The organism is Corynebacterium pseudokroppenstedtii (assembly GCF_019754945.1).
Taxonomy (GTDB): Bacteria; Actinomycetota; Actinomycetes; order Mycobacteriales; family Mycobacteriaceae; genus Corynebacterium; species Corynebacterium pseudokroppenstedtii.
On the sequence record NZ_JAEUWU010000005.1, the window covers coordinates 228561 to 246240 of the forward strand.

Below are 17680 nucleotides of genomic sequence, written 5' to 3' on the forward strand. Positions count from 1 at the left end.
CTGCGACTGTGTCTCAGCCATATGCCAGAATATAGAAATATGAAGACAAAAATCCTCGTTGTCGACGATGACCCGGCCATTGCGGAAATGCTCATGATCGTCCTTCAAGGTGAAGGGTTCGATACGGTCGTGGTGGGTGATGGTGCAGAGGCCGTGACCGCCGCATCCAACGAGGATCCTGATCTCATTTTGCTCGACGTCATGCTGCCGAGCATGAACGGGGTCGACGTGTGCCGGGCTATTCGGAAGACGTCAGGGGTGCCCATCGTGATGTTGAGTGCTCGCACCGACACTGTCGACGTTGTCTTGGGCTTGGAGTCCGGCGCGGATGATTACATCAATAAGCCGTTTAAGCCGAAAGAACTGGTGGCGCGCGTTCGTGCGCAGTTGCGGCGTCGTGAGCAGGCCACGGGGGACATCATCCACGTCGGCGATTTGGTTATCGACGTTCCGGGGCACATCGTGAAGCGCGATGGGAAGGAAATTCCGCTTACCCCTATCGAGTTCGATCTGCTTACCCAGTTGGCTAGCCGGCCGAAGCAAGTGCTCACGCGTGAGGAACTGCTGCGGGAAGTGTGGGGATACAAGCAGCCCACGGACACCCGTGTGTTGAATGTTCATATCAACCGCTTGCGGATCAAGGTCGAGAAGGATCACAAGAATCCGAAGCTGATCCAGGCCGTCCGAGGAGTGGGTTACAAGATCGGTGAGTAGCGGAAATCCAGAGTCCCGGCCGGGACGATTACGTCATCCCCTCTTTGATCCGAAGAATCAAGAGGGGCTTAGTGCACTTGTCCGCCCTTCGTTGCGTGATAACGACTCAGATGGCCACAGCCGCTGGCCACTGAGCATACGGCGTTTTTGGCGCCGAATAGTAGACAAGTGGCAGACATCCGCCCAAGTGAAAACCGTGGGGCGGATGTTTATTGCGTCAGCCATCGTTCTATTCGTCCTGGGTTTCACGCTTATTTCTTTTATGACGACTCGGCTTACCCAAGCCAAAGTGGAGGCCGCTCAAGATGGCATCGATAGGGCCCGGCGTGCTGTCGAGCAGCAGATCGACGCGTCGGACACCTCGAACTCGATTCAGGTTCGTATCAACGCGGCCAGGACTGCCCTGACCGAGCGCGGTGGTGGATCCGACGCGTCGGATTCGTCATCAGGCCCGGTCAACTCGGCTTATGAGCCGGTGCTGATCGCACCCGATATCAATGGTGAGGACGTCGTTTCGCCTGACAACGCTCAGATCCCAAAAAGCCTCAGGAATTTTATTCACGACAATCAAGTGGCGTATCAGTTCGATACGCTGCGACACTCCGATGGCAGTCGGTATAAAGCCCTTATCATTGGTTCGCCTGTGTCCTCTGATGTGCAGGGCCTGGAGCTGTATCTGATCTTGCCGATGGATAACGACGAATCCACCTTGGCGCTGATGCGCGGGCTGATATCCAGTGGTGGGATCATTCTTCTTGTTGTGCTGGTCGGCATCGTCTGGACCTTCGCGCAGCAGGTCACGACCCCTGTGCGCACGGCCAGCCGCACGGCTGAAAGGTTTTCTCAAGGGCACTTGAGTGAGCGCATGGCGGTGAATGGTCGCGACGAGATGGCGCGCCTGGCCACGAGTTTTAACTCCATGGCAGACTCGTTATCGAAGCAGATTAAGCAGCTCGAAGAGTATGGTGACCTGCAAAAACAGTTCACGTCGGATGTGTCTCACGAGCTGAGATCACCCTTGACGACGGTTCGGATGGCGGCGGACATCATCGAAGACAACGCCGACAACCTTGACCCCGTGATGCGTCGTGCGTCGTCGTTGATGAATAAAGAATTGGGGCGTTTCGAGGGGCTACTCAGTGACCTTTTGGATATTTCCCGCCACGATTCCGGCGTTGAGGAGTTGTCGCTTGAGCAGGTCGATTTGCTGGGTGCGTTGCATGATGCGTGGCTGTTGAACGTCCAATTGGCGAAGAAACTCAACGTGCTTGTGCGTTTCCATGTGCCCAGCGAGCCGCTGTTTATGCCCATTGATACTCGACGGGTCCAACGCATTTTCCGCAACCTCATTGAGAACGCGCTGGACCATGCTGAAGGCAAGCCCGTCGATATCGCTGTTCGACGCAATGATCGGGCGGTGTCGATCATCGTGTCGGACCACGGTGTCGGGCTGAAAGCGGGTGAAGAAGACCTTGTGTTCAACCGCTTTTGGCGCGCTGATCCCTCCCGTGTGCGCCACCGTGGGGGCACTGGGCTGGGCCTGGCCATTGCCCGCGAGAACGCTGCGTTGCATGGCGGCAAGCTCGACGCGATCGGTGAGATTAAGGTCGGCTCTTGTTTCCGACTGACACTTCCGATCGATCCCGACGTCCCCGTGACGGCGAATGACGCTGCCTTGGACCTCGCGGTGGGGGAGAAGGCCGACGCAGCATTAACGTCCTATCCGGAGCTGGTTGTGAAGACGTATGGCGCTGTGGACCACGCTGTCACTGAACCAACCGACGGCGACGAGGTTAGTGCCGGTGACGTTCCAGCTGGTGATGATGTTCATGCTGGCGGCGATGCTTACGTTGGTGGCAAGTTGAGTGATGCTAGCGCGTTTGGTTCTGGTACGGGCGACTCTGGTGTGGCCGATGAACGCGGAGTGTCATCGGATGGCCAACAGGCGTTATTTGGCCCGTCGGCGGAACCTTCTTTGAGCGGATCCACACAGAACGCTCAAGCAGAAAGCTCGGATGTAGATCAGTCGAGTGAAGTCGGCGCGTCGGCAACTGAGAGCGCACTATCAGCCGAATCGGCGCAACCGCCGGCAACCCCCGATGAAGTAACCTCAGGCGAAATCGCCCCGAGTGAAGAGTGGCCGACGGTACACTCCGGATCCGCTGCCGACTCAGCCACCGGTCATGACGTCGAAAATAGTGCTGCCACCAGCGAGAAAGCCGTCGATAGTGCAGGTGCCGACGGCCGTGGGAATGATTATCCTGCTGAGGATGATTATTACGGTACGGAGTTAGAGGAAATCAGCGAAGAAGAACTCCGCGCGGCCGCCGAAATGGACGACTTCGATCCCGAACCATCTGGATCGCTGCCCGTTGATACGCCCGGCAATGCTGACCCCCATACCGAAATCGCTCACACCGATGCTGAGGAGGACCAATGATGAACAAACCGTGGCCCTCGTCGCGACGCGGCCGTGTGGTCGCCGTCAGCACTGCACTCTGCCTCGGGGTAGCCTCGTCATTGTCAGGGTGTGCCACCTTGCCCAGCCATAGTGATCCGAAAGCTATCCATTCCTACGCGCCGGGGGAGTCGGGGACAACTGTTCCCGGGCCCCAAAAGGGCGACGCCCCCGACGAAGTGCTCCGCGGCTTTTTCTCCGCCTCAGCTCACCCTTCGCACAGTCACAAGGCTGCTCGCGCGTTCCTGACCAGCAAGTCGTCAGATGCATGGAAAGACGGCAATGACGCGTTCATCGTCCAGCAGCTCAACATTAATTCGTCGGGTCAACCGTTGGATGATGAAGCGACATTCGATGTGTCGGGCTCCACAATTGGCGTCCTGGGCGATGGGGGAACGTTCACCCCACGGAGCGGCTCCTACCGTTCACAATTCAAACTAAAGAAGGTGAACGGGGAATGGAGGATCTCGTCGGTACCTGAGGGCATCATCCTGCAGAGCGTCGACTTCGAACAGACCTATCGGGCCTACTCGGTGTACTTCTTGGACCACACCGGGCGATACTTGGTATCCGACCGACGGTGGATCTATTCCCAGCAGGACACGATTGAGTCGAGCCTCATGTCACTCCTTGCCAGTGGGCCACGCCAGGAACTTGCGCCCGGCATTGGCACCGCTCTACCTACGGGAACGTCGATCACCGCGAAGAGCGACAAAGTCGGCGGGTCTACCGTCGATATCAAGGGGCTGTCGCAAGTCAGTAGCGACGATCGCCAAAAGATCGCCGGGCAAGTAGTGTGGACGCTCATTCACGCCGATGTGCGCGGACCGTTCACCCTCATGGCGGACGGAGCGCCCCTGCTCGACCAGGCGCACAAGTCGCTGAGCGCGTCCGACGTTTCAGACCTCAACCCCGAACCGCCGGAGATGAACACCCTTCACGCCATTGCGGACGGAAGTCTCGAGACGATCTCGGCTTCGGGCGCCACTGGTGATCGTGGCCCATTCGGGCGTGACGGCAAGATCCTCTCTGCCGGAATTACGCCGAATGGTGGTCTAGCAGCAGTCGTGGAACGCGACAACACCGCGGATGATGACGAAGGACGTGGCCAGTCAGGCAGCGGCAGTAGTGTTTTGCGCATCGGGCACGTGATGGATACCGACGCCGACACCCGGAATAGCCTGGAGGAAGCCGATGGGGCGGCGCAACCCATTGTGCGCGGTCGAACGCTCACCCGACCGTCGTGGTCAGAAGACGGCACAGTGGCCTGGACCGTCGCCGATGGCAAAGAAATCCACCGCGTCGAATACCAAACCGGGACGGACAGCAAATCCGGGTCCGGGAGCGTCAAGAATGAATACATCGTCGATAACGACGCTCTCCGAGCCCAACTCCGCAGCGACGACGACGGCGACGACGAGAATAACGACCACAAAATCAGTGAATTCCGCGTGGCCAACGACGGCGTTCGGGCGGCCATGATCATCGGCGGCCGCGTGTTCACGGCGATCATCGCGCCGGGTGAGGGCGGTAAGAGCCGCATCATGTCTCCTCGCGAGCTGGGTGAGGTTTTTGTGGGCGACACCGCGACGAGCTTAGATTGGCAACCAGATGGTTCGCTCTTAATTGGCACGCAGTCGCAGGACGCGCCGATATGGAGTGTTCAACCCGACGGCTCCGATGCAACCAGGTTGACCTCGAATAACGTGCAGGCCCCGGTGTCGGCCGTGGCGTCCACGCGCAACGAGCTCTACATCACCGATTCGCGGTCGGTGCTGCAACTGGAACGGAACAATTCGTCGGATACGGCGACGCAGAACTGGCGTGAAGTGCCGGGACTGCAAGGCATTCGCGCGCAGCCGATCGTCTCTAGGTAAGGCGATCGGGTACAACGCGGCACAACGCAGGCACTATGCGACGGGGGGATGATGCCAGTGCGGTGGACGATTGGCTCGGCCGCTCGCGCAACAATGGACCTCCTCCTTCCCGCGGATTGTCCGGGATGCGGGCACCCCACGGTGCCGGGAGAACCGTCGGGGCTGTGCATTCGGTGCGAGCGCCTGTGCCAGCAGGATCCTCCCTTCTTCACGACGCCACGCCTGGACCCCGGTATCCCCATCGTGGTGAGCGGGTCGTACGGAGGCGTGCACCGCCAGGTGCTCTTGGGCGCGAAGGAACGCGGCCGACGCGATGCCCGTGACGTGTGTGGTGCGCTGATGGTGGGCACATTCCGGTGGCTGTGGGCTAACGGGTACCTGCCCGATCCTCACGTGGTGCCGTGGGTGCTTGTTCCTGCACCGACGACCCGTCGTGCGTCGCGCCAACGCGGAGGCGACCTCGTGACGCGATGGTGCCAGGACACAGCCCAGGGAATATGCGGCGATATCACCGTCGCCCCTGTGTTGCGAAGCAGAGGAACTAAGCGAGACCAAGTAGGGCTCTCCGCCGCCGCGCGGAGGGAAAACCTTTCCGGCGCAGTCGCCGTCGATAAGCGCGAGTGGGACCGGTACACCAGGAATACGCGGGCAAACATGGGGCAGACCGGCGCTCACTCTCCACAGGTGATCCTCGTCGATGATGTGGTCACAACCGGATCGACATGCGCGGAATCGGTCCTCGTCCTTCGCGCGCACGGGTGGCATCCGGTGACGGGGGTAGCGTTGTGTAGCGCGTAGCCCACTAAACCCCCTTGATAATGTCCGTTTAGTGCTCCCCAAGGCCGTGATTGTGGGTACCCCCACCCCCGAACCTGAGCTCGTCCAGGTAGTCTTGAAAGTGTCCTTGAAGGCAACCATTGGGTTGCCGTGGAACCGGCGCCATACACAGTGCCGCAGGAAAAGAGCTGGATAGAAGCCCTATAAGGCTATTGCGATTCAGTCCGTGCGACACTGGCGCCCCTAGTGTTGGAGGTAGAGCTCGTGACCACACCTGCTGAGAAAGATGAGGCTGTCACACCACAAGCCCAGGTACACCTCACTGGCCGTAACGTTGACATTCCCGATCACTTCGCCGATAGGGTTAACGCGAAATTGGCCAAAATTGAACGCCTGGATCCTACGTTGACCTCCTTCCACGTCGAGCTGCTGCATGAACCTAACCCGCGCCGCGCTGACCGTGCTGATCGCATTCAGATCACGGCGTCTGGCAAAGGTCATATCGCTCGGGCGGAAGCAAAGGAAGATAGCTTCTATGCGGCATTGGAAAGCGCAATTGGCCGCATGGAACGTAGCCTCCGGAAGGTGAAAGTGCGCCGGCAGATTAGCCGTTCCGGCCACCGCACACCGATCTCCGTGGGCGAGGCGACGGCCCAACTGGTGCAAGACGCCAAGGATGAGCAGAAGACAGAGCAGCCTGGCAAGTACGACGTTGATCCCTACGCAGCGGACTTCGAGCCGGGCAAGATTGTTCGTCGCAAGACTCACCCGTCGACACCGATTAGTGTCGACGAAGCACTCAGCGAGATGGAATTGGTTGGGCACGACTTCTTCCTGTTCGTGAATAAGGAAAACAACAAGCCGTCGGTTGTGTACCGTCGTCACGCTTTTGACTACGGTCTGATTACCCTCGGCTCTGAGGAAGAGGCTGCGGCAGAATCTGCCGGCGCAGACAAGTAACGCCTGTTGACGAATCCGGCTCCCACGTGGGGCCGGTTTTCTCATGTCTGGCCACAGTTAAGGTGGCCGATACGTCGGGATAAGTCGCCAGAGAAATTGGCGTGGTTCACCCGCTAGTGGTCAACACCGTATACTGCCAACCGAGTAGACTGCCCGTGTTATCTATGCTCGCCTGGTGGGGCATACACTCGCTGGTAGCATTATCCATCCGTTAATCGACAGTTGTTAAAGGACCATTCCCTGTGCTTGGACTCTCCTCGATCCTCCGTGTTGGCGAAGGACGCGCCGTCAAAAGGCTGAAAAACATCTCAGACCGCGTCATCGCCCTTGAAGATGATTATGCAGCGTTGAGTGACGCGGAATTGGCCGCGAAGACCGATGAATTCAAACAGCGCCTGAAGGATGGCGAAACGGTCAACGACCTGCTCTTGGAGGCCTTCGCCACCGCTCGTGAAGCGTCATGGCGAGTTTTGGGACAAAAGCACTTCCCCGTGCAAGTGATGGGCGCTGCCTCCTTACACTTCGGTTCCGTTGCCGAGATGAAAACCGGTGAAGGTAAGACCTTGACCTGCGTGCTTCCCGCATACCTCAATGCCCTGGAGGGTAAAGGCGCGCACGTCGTGACGGTGAATGACTATTTGGCCAAACGTGACTCGGAGTGGATGGGCCGTGTTCACCGTTTCTTAGGTCTTAAAGTTGATGTCATTCTTTCCGGCATGACCCCGGAGGAACGCCGCCAGGCCTACAATGCGGACATTACCTATGGCACGAACAACGAGTTCGGCTTCGACTACCTGCGTGACAATATGGCCCACTCCTTGGATGAGCTAGTGCAGCGTGGTCACCATTACGCCATTGTCGATGAGGTTGACTCCATTCTTATCGACGAAGCACGTACCCCGCTGATTATTTCCGGTCCCGCAGAGGGAACGTCGGAGTGGTACACGGCTTTCGCACGGATTGTGCCCCGGATGAGTCGCGATATTCACTACGAAGTGGACGAGCGTAAGCGGACCGTCGGCATTCGTGAGGAAGGTGTCGAGTTGGTCGAGGATCAGCTGGGCATCGATAACTTGTACGCACCACAGAATTCGCAATTAGTTGGGTATTTGAACAACGCAATTAAGGCGAAGGAGCTTTTTGTTCGCGATAAGGACTACATTGTCCGCAATGGCGAGGTCCTTATTGTCGACGAGTTCACCGGCCGTGTGTTGTCAGGTCGCCGCTACAACGAGGGCATGCACCAGGCCATCGAGGCCAAAGAAGGCGTAGAGATCCAGGCGGAAAACCAGACCTTGGCGACGATTACGCTGCAGAATTACTTCCGCTTGTACGACAAACTGGCCGGCATGACCGGTACCGCGGAGACGGAGGCGTCTGAGCTGCACCAGATCTACAAGCTCGACGTGAACCAGATTCCGACCAACCGGCCGAACCAGCGTATCGACAAGAGCGACCTGGTGTACAAGACGCAGGAAGCGAAGTTCCGCGCTGTGGCCGACGACATCGAAGAGCGCGTGCAGAAGGGCCAGCCGGTGCTGGTCGGTACGACGTCGGTTGAGCGCTCCGAGTACTTGTCGCATCTGCTGCAGTCGAAGGGTGTGCGGCACAGCGTGCTGAACGCGAAGCACCACGAGGAAGAAGCGCAAGTTGTGGCGCAGGCCGGTCGCTTGGGCGCGGTCACCGTCGCTACGAACATGGCTGGCCGTGGTACGGACATCGTGCTCGGTGGTAACCCGGACATTATCGCGGATATTAACCTGCGTCAGCGTGGGCTCGATCCGGTGGAGACCCCCGAAGAGTACGAGCAGGCATGGGATGAGGAGATCGCGCGTGTGCGTGACGCCTCGAAGAAGGAAGCGAAAGAGGTCTGCGAAGCCGGTGGCCTCTACGTGCTAGGCACGGAGCGTCACGAGTCCCGGCGTATTGATAACCAGTTGCGTGGTCGTTGTGCACGTCAGGGTGACCCTGGTGAAACGCGGTTCTACCTGTCGATGCGCGACGAACTGATGACGCGCTTCGTCGGGCCGTCGATGGAAGCCATGATGAACCGCCTCAACGTGCCGGACGATGTCCCGATTGAGGCGAAGATGGTGACCAACGCCATCAAGAGTGCGCAGACGCAGGTCGAAAGTCAGAACTTCGAGATGCGCAAGAACGTCTTGAAGTACGACGAAGTCATGAACTCCCAGCGTAAAGTCATCTATGCAGAGCGTCGTCAGATTCTCGAGGGCCTAGACTTGCGCGACCAAGTTCGCGCCATGATCGACGACACCATTTCCGCGTACGTCTATGCGGAGACCGCCGACGGGTACGTCGAGGATTGGGACCTGGGTGCATTGTGGAACGCCCTGGAGAGCCTCTATGGGCCGACGATGAGCTGGCAGTCCCTCATCGATTCGTCGGAATACGGTCCGGCCGGGGAGCTTCCTGTCGAGGATCTGCGTCGGGCATTAATTGATGACGCGTTGGCCCAGTACGAGGACCTTGAGAAGGTCGTTGAGGCCATCGGTGGCGACGAGCAGATGCGTAACCTGGAGCGCTACACCCTGTTGAACGTCGTGGACCAGAAGTGGCGCGAACACCTCTACGAGATGGATTACCTCAAAGAAGGTATTGGCTTGCGCGCGATGGCTCAGCGCGATCCCCTCGTGGAGTACCAGCGCGAGGGTGGCGACATGTTCCGCAAGATGGAGGACGGCATTAAGGAAGAGGCCGTCCGGCAGCTGTTCATGGTTCGCCAGCAGATCGAAGCCAACAAGATGCAGCAAAATGCCGACGTTAATGGGGACGGTGAAGTCGATGCGACGGACTTCGCGGGTGAGCGCCAGGAAGTGCAGATGAGCTACTCTGGGCCGGATGAGACCGGTTCAGCGTCGGCAGTGAACGAGGGCGATGCGGAGGCTCAGCCGAAGAACCGCCGTGAGCGTCGCGCGGCTGCTCGGGCCCAGCGCAAGAGCGGACGCCACGCTCGGTAGTCACATGAACCGGAGCGTCGTTATTCGGTAGGACGTCCGGGTTTTCGCCGCTTTGCCAGCCAGTATTCGCACCCGTCCTGGCTGGTGTGACCGGGGGAGTCGTGCTTGCCACGTTCCGCAGAATTCAACGAAGCGGGGGCGTTCTCCTTCGGCCTCATTCGTCGAGCAGTGAACCATGATGAGCCGCCCAGCCACGATGGGTGCGTGGGGGTTACTGCTCAGTCGGGACAGCGTCGTGAGCGATTGCCGAACAACGGGGGCGAAATCGTCGGGGGATAATTTGGATGGTGGCCGGTGGCCGCTCGCGGTCTCTAGCGCGATGGTGACGAGTCTTCGGATGACGGCCGTGGGGGGTGCCATCGGAATCGATGAGTAATCTTTTTCGGATGGCGTCGGGCTGAGTAGAGCAGGTTGTGTCGGGGGATTTTTACTGAATTCGGTGGTGTCCGCGTACCCGCTGGTGTGGTCGCCGTTGTCCAGAGTCGTGTGACTAGTGACCTGATGCAACAAGGTGAATCCGGGGATGGGTTTTAGCCAGTCCGGTTCAGTGAAACGTCGGGCGGGAGAAGGGACTATGACATTTGATCGGGTTGCTATCGCTTCTTCCGTTGCTGAGTTCATGGTGGTTGCGGTGCTCATAGCTGGTTTGACGTAAAAATGCGCACATGGTTCCCTCCGGCACCGTATAAGCCGTGCCCGGCCACATCGCCAGGCCAGATCATCGCTGCCACAGCTATATATGCCACGCCCACACTGAGACAGGGCATCGAACCCGAAGTTCGGTTACGATAGTGCGACATGAGAGGTTTGATTGTGGATTATTGTGGCGTTTTAGACGTGTCCGAGGAGGACGCGGACCGGTGGCGCGCCCTGCTCCAAGCAGCAAAAGCAAATGGTGTGGCCACCGCTATTTTGTCGAATGATCCCGGCGGACCCCAAGCAGATCCCATCCGCGAGTGGGAGCGCTCTGGCACCGTCGACGCCGTCGTTCTGTCCGGCGAAGTTGGGGCGGATAAGCCGTCGGAGGAAGTATTCCAGGCAGCCGCCGACGCCATCGAACTCCCACTGAACGATTGTGTTCTGGTGGATGATTCGATCGAAAATGTCAAGGGGGCTGTGGAATCCGGCATGGTCGGAGTGCTCTACCAGCAGTTTGATCGCACGGTTGTGCAGGTAACCGGCTTGTTCGGTCTGGATGGTGACTTCTAGGTTGGCAACAATGCGGATTTACGTGCCGGCCACGTTCAGTACGTTGCAGGAGCTGGCGGAGAACAAATCTATGCCGGTGCGTAGCGGTGTAGCCTTTGCCGTCACCCCGGCATTGCGCGAGTACTTCACTTCGGGTGACGACGAAGAGCTGGGCTACCAGGCGTATTTAGACGCAGGCCGGGCCTCGTTGCGCTTGTTATCGGTTGGGGATGAGGACCGCTTTCCTCACCGCCGGGTCATCCTCACTTTTGAGGTGGAGGAGTCCACAGTGACTCCGGACCCGACGGCGGGCGAATCAACAGTCCGGCTGGATCCACCGACTTTATCTGCCGACGATCTGGCGTCCATTCATATCGATGTCAAACAGGCTGAAGAGGACACCGCGCAGGCGTTGCGCGTCATTGATGAAGCCGACCTGGGCGACGACGATGCGGAGCATCTCCTGGCTAACTGCGAGGATCACGATCTCGCGTGGTACGACCCTCAGGAGTTGCCGATGGTGGTCCAGCTTTTGTAGAACTTGCCGACGGAGAGTGCTCGCCCTGGTCTTGGGGGCCGTCCTCCGTCACCTTTTCAACCCGATGCCACCCCGGCTCTGTGGTGTGAGTGCTTCGTGAAGGCCGTGCAGCCTTTTGCGACCGCATATCGTCGGCAAACGGACCATGCTGAGCAGTAGCGACGCCGGCCTTGTTCGGTGTGACAGTGCGCCGGAAGAGCCAATTCTGGCCCTTCTGTGTCGCGCGGACAGCGAGTGCTGCAGCAATGACAGCGACGAACATTGCGAGGTAACCGTCAGCACCCTGATTGGTGAACTCGACGGCTGCGACCAGCCCAAATAGCGGCGCGGCCATCGTCGTCGAGAGGAATGCGGCCGCGCCTAACAATGCGCACGCGCGCGGGTCGACGCTGGGGAACATCCATTGTCCCGCGTAACCCAACACGCACCCGAGTAACGCGCCCAAGGCGAAGGAGGGCGTCAGGATTCCTCCGACGGCACCCGCCCAGAAGCTTGCGCAGGTCACCGCCAGGCGGATGATGAAGACCGCGATGGCCCCGCCGAGTGTCACCCGTGCGGTGAGCGCCAGGTTGGCGGAATACGCACCATTACCGCTGGATCCCAGGAAAAAGAGGGACAGAACCCCGACGACGGCCATCACGCCTGTTGTGGCCAGCCATTGCCAGCGCGCAGACACGGGCCGCGCGGATGCCCGATGAGCCAGACGCGCGAAATAGTCGCCGGCCAGGCCGGCTATCGAGCCGACGACAACAGCGCAGAGCAAAGTCAGTGCGCTTTCGTTCAACTGTGCCGCGTTATAGGTGACTCGCGGTGCGCCCAGGAGCCCCGAGACCGTCGTCGCGACCACCGAGCAGGTCATCGTCGTCACGACGGCTCGCACGGAGGCGGACACTAGGAGCAGTTCGATGGTGAACAAAGCGCCGGCCAGGGGTAGGTGGAACGACGCCGCCATGCCTGCCCCGGCGGCCGAGGCAACGAGGAGGCGGAGGGTCCGTCGGTCTACTTCCCACAGCCGCGAGAACGCGGAGGCGATGAGGGCCCCGATCTGACGGGGAGCCTGCTCGCGGCCGATGGGAACGCCCGCAGATACGCTGATGATCTGCAGCAATGAGCTGGAGAGTGTGGAGCCGACGGGCATCGTGGTGCCCTGCATGGCCTGGGGGATAGAGACGCGCCGGGTGGATCGCCAGTGCAACACGGCCCACCCCACCCCGGAGATGAATCCGACGGCCACGAGGTGAATGAGCAGATTGATAGTGGGGCCGAGCGAATCGAGGGGAGATATCTCGTGTTGATGGTCGGAGCCGTACACCAACCGCTCGGTGAACAAGATCAGTTGGGCCACTCCGGCGATGAACGCCCCCACGATAATCCCGATGATGGTGGCGTAGACGGCGACGAGCCCGATGGAGGACCGTGACACGCTGGAGGTGGGCACGGGCGGGAATTGCGAAATGTCATCATCGCCAGCCGACGCGATGGAGTACGACCGCAAGCGGGTGCGGAGGGGGTGTTCGCACGATGAGTCGGTGGCGCGCGTGTTTCTCTGTTGTCAGTTGTTCACCACCCTGCGCCACCACATGAAAATAGGTTAAGGGTTCACTGGCGTGTCAAGAAAGAAAAGGTGCCTGCCCCGCGACATTTTTTACTCAATGTGGGGTAGATCAGGGGCAGACTTGCGACGATCACCGCCAGCGCGATGGCAGGAATGCTGGCGAGCCCTTGCCCCGTGAATTCCACGGTGATGAGGAGGGCGAAGAGGGGAGCGCGTTGCGCCGTGGCGAGGAAGGCTGCCCCGCCCAGGACCGCGCACGCGAGGATCGGTGTCCCGTGGACATTTTCAGTGAGGACGGTGGTCGTGTTTACCGCATTTCCGACGGCGCCCATGGTGGCTGCGAGAGCAACGCCCGCTAATGCCCCCGCCATCACGCCGATAGAGAAGCTCGGGGTCAGGATACCGCCGAACGCTCCGCTGGCGAGGCTGATGAGCGTGACGAGGATGTTGAGCGCACACAACAGCGCAAGAGCTTTCCACCCTATCGAGGCATCGAATGCTGACACCGCTGCGTATTTTCCGTTGCCGGCAAGAGCGGGGAGGCTCATTGCTGCGACTCCGACTAGGGCGAACCCGATGGGCATGCGATACAGGACGCGGGCGTCGTGGGTGGCCCAGTGTTGACACCACCGAGCAAAGCGACGGAACGCGCTGCCCAAAGGGCCGATGATCACGCCCACGACGATGGCGAACAGCAGGGTTGTCCATGAACAGGTCACGTGTGGTGCGCTGTATTGCAAGCCGGTGGGTTCAATGAGTGCAGATATGACGGTCGCGATGACGCAGGTTGCGCTCACGATGACGAGTTTGTGAAGGCGGATTCCTACCCCGCATAACTCGATGGCGAATGCGATACCAGCTAGGGGGACGTGATAGGCGGCGGCAAGTCCCGCACCCGCGGCCGACGCAATAAGCAGTCGCCGGAGTTCGGGAGACATGCGTGCCCATGCGGCAACGCGGTCGGCCCATAATGCACCAGCCACGCGCGGTGCATTTTCCCGGCCCACGGACGCGCCGGTACCCACCTGCGCCACCTGGAGGGCGACATTTGCGCTGGTCTCGGGGACCGGGGATGGTTTTCCGTCAAGCGACTGCGGCACCGATGGTTGCGGGCGCCCCCAGCGTTGTAGCGCCCACCACACAATACTTCCGACGACACCTGACGCGATGTACACGGTCAGAACTCGGCCGGGGGAGGTGGCGTCGGTAGGAATGGGAGCGGTGGATTCGTCGGCACCGAAAGAGAGTTTCTCGACGGCCAGGAAAAGGATGGTCAAAAGCGCTGCGGATATGCCAGTGAGTACAGCGACCCCGGCAACGCACAGACTGAGGACGGCGAGGCGGCGACTACGAGTCATCCCGATTGAGGTCCCACTCGTCATTGGATCGCAGGGTTTCTAAGACGGAGCGAATCGCGTGGACGCGCCGGGCGGTTGCCCCGGTGGCGGTATCGAGCGCGCACTCGGGGTCGGCGGGCGGCCCCATGTGGGTGCATCCTCGCGGGCACTCGGTGATGAGCTCGGCGAGGTCCTCGAACGCGGCAATGACCGTATCGGGATCGACGTGGGCCAGGCCGAAGGAGCGGATTCCCGGGGTGTCGATGATCCACCCGGCGTCGCTTGATCCGTTCGTGGCGTGCGCGATGTCCCGCGGTGGTTCGTCGTCCGAGGTCTCGGGCGAAGTGTTGTCCTCGAGCGAAGCGCTCTCAGACAACGCAGCGCGCCCGGGCAAGCGGAGGGCCACCGATTGCGTCGACGTGTGTTTTCCCTTGCCGACGCCGGAGACTTCCCCGGTAGCTCGGTCAGCATCGGGGACGAGGCGGTTGACCAGGGTCGATTTGCCGACACCCGAGTGCCCGATGAGCGCCGTGACATGCCCGCGCGTCAGGCGTCGGACGTCGGTAATGTCGTCATCTTGTCCGGCGATAACGATCCGGATGTCGAGATCCTCGAATTCGTGCGCGAAGGGCGCAGGATCGGTGAGGTCGCTCTTGGTGAGGCACAGGATGGGGGAGATGCCACCGGCGAAAGCGGCCACGAGGGCACGCTCCACGAACCCCGCCCGGGGCGGCGGATCCGCGACGGACGAGACAATGAGCAGCTGATCGGCATTGGCGACGACGATGCGTTCATACGGGTCGTTATCGTCCGCGGTGCGTCGGAGGATGGAGCGCCGATCCGCTAGTTTCACGATGCGCGCGAGCGTCCCCGGGTTTCCCGACGTGTCGCCGACCACGCCCACACGGTCCCCGACGACGATGGGGGTTCGGCCGAGTTCACGGGCACGCATGCACACGATGGTGCGAGCGTCGTCGGGCTTGTCGTCCAGGACAACTCCCCACCGTCCGCGGTCCTTGGTGATGACCATGCCCCACTGCGCATTCTTGTGGGAGGGGCGGTCTTTCGTGCGTGGCCGGGAGCCTTTACCTGGGCGAATGTGGACATCGCTTTCATCCCAGTCGCGTGAGGGGCGTCGTCGTGCGCTCATTCATGGCCACCTTCTGCAGAGTTCGTGGCTGTCAGCCATGTTCGTGCAAAATCGGGGAAGGTTTTCGAAGTAGTCCCAATATTTTCGACGCGAACCCCGGGCACGGCCAAACCGATGACGGTGCCGGCTGTGGCCATGCGGTGATCGTCGTAGGTGGGCCAGACGCCGCCGTGAAGTGGGGACGGGGTGATGATGAGGCCGTCGTCGGTCTCCTCGACCTGACCGCCGAGCGCGTTGATGTTGGTGGCCAGGGCGTGCAGGCGGTCGGTTTCGTGTCCGCGGAGGTGAGCGATCCCGTACAGGTGGGAGGGGGTGTCCGCGAGGGCGGCGAGGGCCGCGATAGTGGGGGTGAGCTCACCGATGTCGTGAAGGTCCATCGTGATCCCGGTCAGACCGGTACCGGATGTGCGACCGTCTGCGGGCGCATCAGGACCGGTGACGACGAGATCATGGTCGATGAGGACACAATGAGCCCCCATGTTCTCCAGGATGGTGCGGAATTGGTCTCCCGGTTGAGTTGTCTTGGTCGGCCAGTTCGGGATGACGACGCGCCCGCCCGTGACTGCTGCGGAGGCCATAAATGGGGTGGCGTTGGACAGGTCGGGCTCGATGACCCACCGGTTCGGCTGAATCTCCCCAGGCGCAACCTGCCACGTGTGAGGTTCCGGCATCGTGACGTCAATACCCGCGTCCCGCAGCATGTCGATGGTCATCTCGATGTGCGGTTGCGAGGGGAGCGTGGCCCCTGTGTGCGCCACCGTAATCCCGTGAGTGAAGCGTGCCGCCGAGAGCAGCAACCCCGAAATAAATTGCGAGCTCGACGACGCATCAATGCGGATAGCTCCCCCGCGTGGTCCCTCAGTAGTGCCGACGTGTGCCGCATTTGGATTCTCGGTCGACGAGTGCGCATCCGACGACGCCGACGCCCCCTCAATCCGCAGCGGAAGCGAATCGCCCTCGACGCTGACACCCAACTGACGCAGCGCGTCGGCCATGGTTTTTAGCGGGCGTTTGCGCGCGTGCGGGTCGCCGTCGATAAGAACTGGCCCGTCGGCAAGAGCCGCCACGGGAGGTAGGAAGCGCATGACCGTTCCAGCTAGTCCGCAGTCGACAGTTGCTCCATGCAGTTGAGGCGTCGGCGTGACGAGGAGGGAAAGAGATGCCGGTGGTGTTCGTCGGCAATTATCGTCTGTTGCCGACGAGTCCGACGACGAGCCTGACGACGAATCGCTCTCTTCAATACTGACACCCATGGCTCGCAGTGCGGCGATCATGAGGTCCGTGTCCCGGCTGCGCAGCGCACCTGTAATGGTGGACGGGCCCGACGCCAACGCCGCGAGAATGAGCGCCCGGTTCGTCATGGATTTGGAGCCGGGGATGGTCACGGTGGCGGTGACAGGGCGTGGGGGAGTGGGGGCCTCCCACAGTGGGATGTCGGGTGACTGCGCTTTCACGGTTGTCATTGTTGCATTATCGGCGGGGGACTGCATAGAAGTGCGTCATGGCGGGGGTTGGCACAAATCTAGTGGCCTTCGAGTATGTCGGCGGTCGTGGCGTCGGTGAGTGAAATGAGGTCCTGCGGGGATAAGCCGATATCGAGGCCGCGCTTGCCCCCAGAGACGTACATGGTGTCGCAAAGGAGGGCGGTTTCGTCGATAACGGTAGGAAGGCGATGCTTCTGGCCGAGCGGAGAGATCCCGCCCGTGGATATATCCGCTGCTGCGCTCTGCGTCCTTGGGCTTCGCCATGCTGGCTTTCCCGTGCCCGAATCCGCGTTCCTTCAAAGCGACGGCGGCGTGTTTGAGAGACAGCCTCCCCGTGACGGGGACAACCGCCACCGCCAGGTCGGGCTTGGGTTCTTTCCCGGCAGCGAGGTCAATGAGCAGGGTTTTGAAAATTTGATCGGCTTCGATTCCTTCACCCGCCAGCATCTCGGCGGCTTCTTCGCCGTAATTGGTGGTGTGATGGTCGAATTCCCGAACCTCGTGATCGACGCCGGCATCTGCACACACTTGTAGCGCGGGAGTTGCGGCTCGGCCTGTTTTCTTCCCTGATGCTGCTTTCCCATGACCCTTCTTGCCACTCATGGCTGCTATTTGTACACCGTCACCGAAAGTAAATACACGGTGGGGGCATGTCGATTATGAT

General features: G+C 60.5%; 13 protein-coding genes and 1 pseudogene. 8 read left to right on the plus strand and 6 right to left on the minus strand.

What is annotated here, in order from left to right; genetic code table 11:
• Nucleotides 1–39 precede the first annotated feature (39 nt).
• The 6 genes from mtrA to secA all read left to right on the plus strand — a co-directional run bounded on the left by mtrA (nucleotide 40) and on the right by secA (nucleotide 9764).
• Nucleotides 40–714 (plus strand): MtrAB system response regulator MtrA, encoded by a 675-nt coding sequence (mtrA, locus tag JMN36_RS09900; protein WP_204087372.1) that lies wholly within the window; start codon nucleotides 40–42, stop codon nucleotides 712–714.
• Nucleotides 707–3154 (plus strand): MtrAB system histidine kinase MtrB, encoded by a 2448-nt coding sequence (gene mtrB, locus JMN36_RS09905; RefSeq protein ID WP_301731861.1) that lies wholly within the window; start codon nucleotides 707–709, stop codon nucleotides 3152–3154. Before mtrA ends, mtrB begins: the two co-directional genes overlap by 8 nt.
• Nucleotides 3151–5049 carry an MtrAB system accessory lipoprotein LpqB gene (gene lpqB, locus JMN36_RS09910; RefSeq protein ID WP_204087370.1) on the plus strand — a complete coding sequence of 633 codons (1899 nt, stop codon included), beginning with the start codon at nucleotides 3151–3153 and terminating at the stop codon, nucleotides 5047–5049. The genes mtrB and lpqB overlap by 4 nt, the downstream gene beginning before the upstream one ends.
• A 57-nt stretch (nucleotides 5050–5106) precedes the next feature.
• Nucleotides 5107–5847, plus strand: coding sequence for a ComF family protein (locus JMN36_RS09915; protein ID WP_204087369.1), 741 nt, complete (start codon nucleotides 5107–5109; stop codon nucleotides 5845–5847).
• 243 nt (nucleotides 5848–6090) lie between these two features.
• Nucleotides 6091–6786, plus strand: coding sequence for a ribosome hibernation-promoting factor, HPF/YfiA family (gene hpf / locus JMN36_RS09920; RefSeq protein WP_012732117.1), 696 nt, complete (start codon nucleotides 6091–6093; stop codon nucleotides 6784–6786).
• A 242-nt stretch (nucleotides 6787–7028) separates the two neighbouring features.
• Complete coding sequence (secA, locus tag JMN36_RS09925) at nucleotides 7029–9764, plus strand: preprotein translocase subunit SecA (protein ID WP_204581340.1); 2736 nt, start codon at nucleotides 7029–7031, stop codon at nucleotides 9762–9764.
• On the opposite strand, the gene JMN36_RS09930 is transcribed toward secA, so the two are convergent.
• Nucleotides 9765–10385, minus strand: coding sequence for an Rv3235 family protein (locus JMN36_RS09930; protein WP_221924352.1), 621 nt, complete (start codon nucleotides 10383–10385; stop codon nucleotides 9765–9767).
• A gap of 177 nt (nucleotides 10386–10562) precedes the next feature.
• Between JMN36_RS09930 and JMN36_RS09935 the strand changes: the two genes are divergently transcribed.
• Both JMN36_RS09935 and JMN36_RS09940 read left to right on the plus strand, forming a co-directional pair.
• Entirely contained in the window at nucleotides 10563–10973 is a 411-nt protein-coding gene (locus JMN36_RS09935) for an HAD family hydrolase (RefSeq protein ID WP_041628875.1), read from the plus strand.
• A gap of 10 nt (nucleotides 10974–10983) precedes the next feature.
• Entirely contained in the window at nucleotides 10984–11490 is a 507-nt protein-coding gene (locus tag JMN36_RS09940) for a DUF6912 family protein (RefSeq protein WP_204087365.1), read from the plus strand.
• Here the strand turns inward: JMN36_RS09940 and JMN36_RS09945 are convergent.
• The 5 genes and pseudogenes from JMN36_RS09945 to JMN36_RS09965 all read right to left on the minus strand — a co-directional run bounded on the left by JMN36_RS09945 (nucleotide 11420) and on the right by JMN36_RS09965 (nucleotide 17619).
• Entirely contained in the window at nucleotides 11420–12985 is a 1566-nt protein-coding gene (locus JMN36_RS09945) for a chloride channel protein (protein WP_221924353.1), read from the minus strand. The genes JMN36_RS09940 and JMN36_RS09945 overlap by 71 nt on opposite strands.
• A 104-nt stretch (nucleotides 12986–13089) precedes the next feature.
• Nucleotides 13090–14403, minus strand: coding sequence for a chloride channel protein (locus JMN36_RS09950; RefSeq protein WP_221924354.1), 1314 nt, complete (start codon nucleotides 14401–14403; stop codon nucleotides 13090–13092).
• Entirely contained in the window at nucleotides 14393–15532 is a 1140-nt protein-coding gene (gene rsgA / locus JMN36_RS09955) for a ribosome small subunit-dependent GTPase A (protein WP_204087362.1), read from the minus strand. The genes JMN36_RS09950 and rsgA overlap by 11 nt, the downstream gene beginning before the upstream one ends.
• Nucleotides 15529–16995, minus strand: coding sequence for a 3-phosphoshikimate 1-carboxyvinyltransferase (locus JMN36_RS09960; RefSeq protein WP_269091334.1), 1467 nt, complete (start codon nucleotides 16993–16995; stop codon nucleotides 15529–15531). The genes rsgA and JMN36_RS09960 overlap by 4 nt, the downstream gene beginning before the upstream one ends.
• A 59-nt stretch (nucleotides 16996–17054) precedes the next feature.
• Nucleotides 17055–17619, minus strand: a pseudogene (locus tag JMN36_RS09965) (aminoacyl-tRNA deacylase).
• Between the last annotated feature and the right edge of the window lie 61 nt (nucleotides 17620–17680).

What these genes read in the sequence shown, in the direction of transcription:
- JMN36_RS09950 (WP_221924354.1), bottom strand. Translation starts at nt 14,403, where the DNA reads ATGACTCGTAGTCGCCGCCTCGCCGTCCTCAGTCTGTGCGTTGCCGGG.
- rsgA (WP_204087362.1), bottom strand. Translation starts at nt 15,532, where the DNA reads ATGAGCGCACGACGACGCCCCTCACGCGACTGGGATGAAAGCGATGTC.
- JMN36_RS09940 (WP_204087365.1), top strand. Translation starts at nt 10,984, where the DNA reads ATGCGGATTTACGTGCCGGCCACGTTCAGTACGTTGCAGGAGCTGGCG.
- JMN36_RS09935 (WP_041628875.1), top strand. Translation starts at nt 10,563, where the DNA reads ATGAGAGGTTTGATTGTGGATTATTGTGGCGTTTTAGACGTGTCCGAG.
- lpqB (WP_204087370.1), top strand. Translation starts at nt 3,151, where the DNA reads ATGATGAACAAACCGTGGCCCTCGTCGCGACGCGGCCGTGTGGTCGCC.
- JMN36_RS09960 (WP_269091334.1), bottom strand. Translation starts at nt 16,995, where the DNA reads ATGACAACCGTGAAAGCGCAGTCACCCGACATCCCACTGTGGGAGGCC.
- mtrA (WP_204087372.1), top strand. Translation starts at nt 40, where the DNA reads ATGAAGACAAAAATCCTCGTTGTCGACGATGACCCGGCCATTGCGGAA.
- JMN36_RS09930 (WP_221924352.1), bottom strand. Translation starts at nt 10,385, where the DNA reads ATGAACTCAGCAACGGAAGAAGCGATAGCAACCCGATCAAATGTCATA.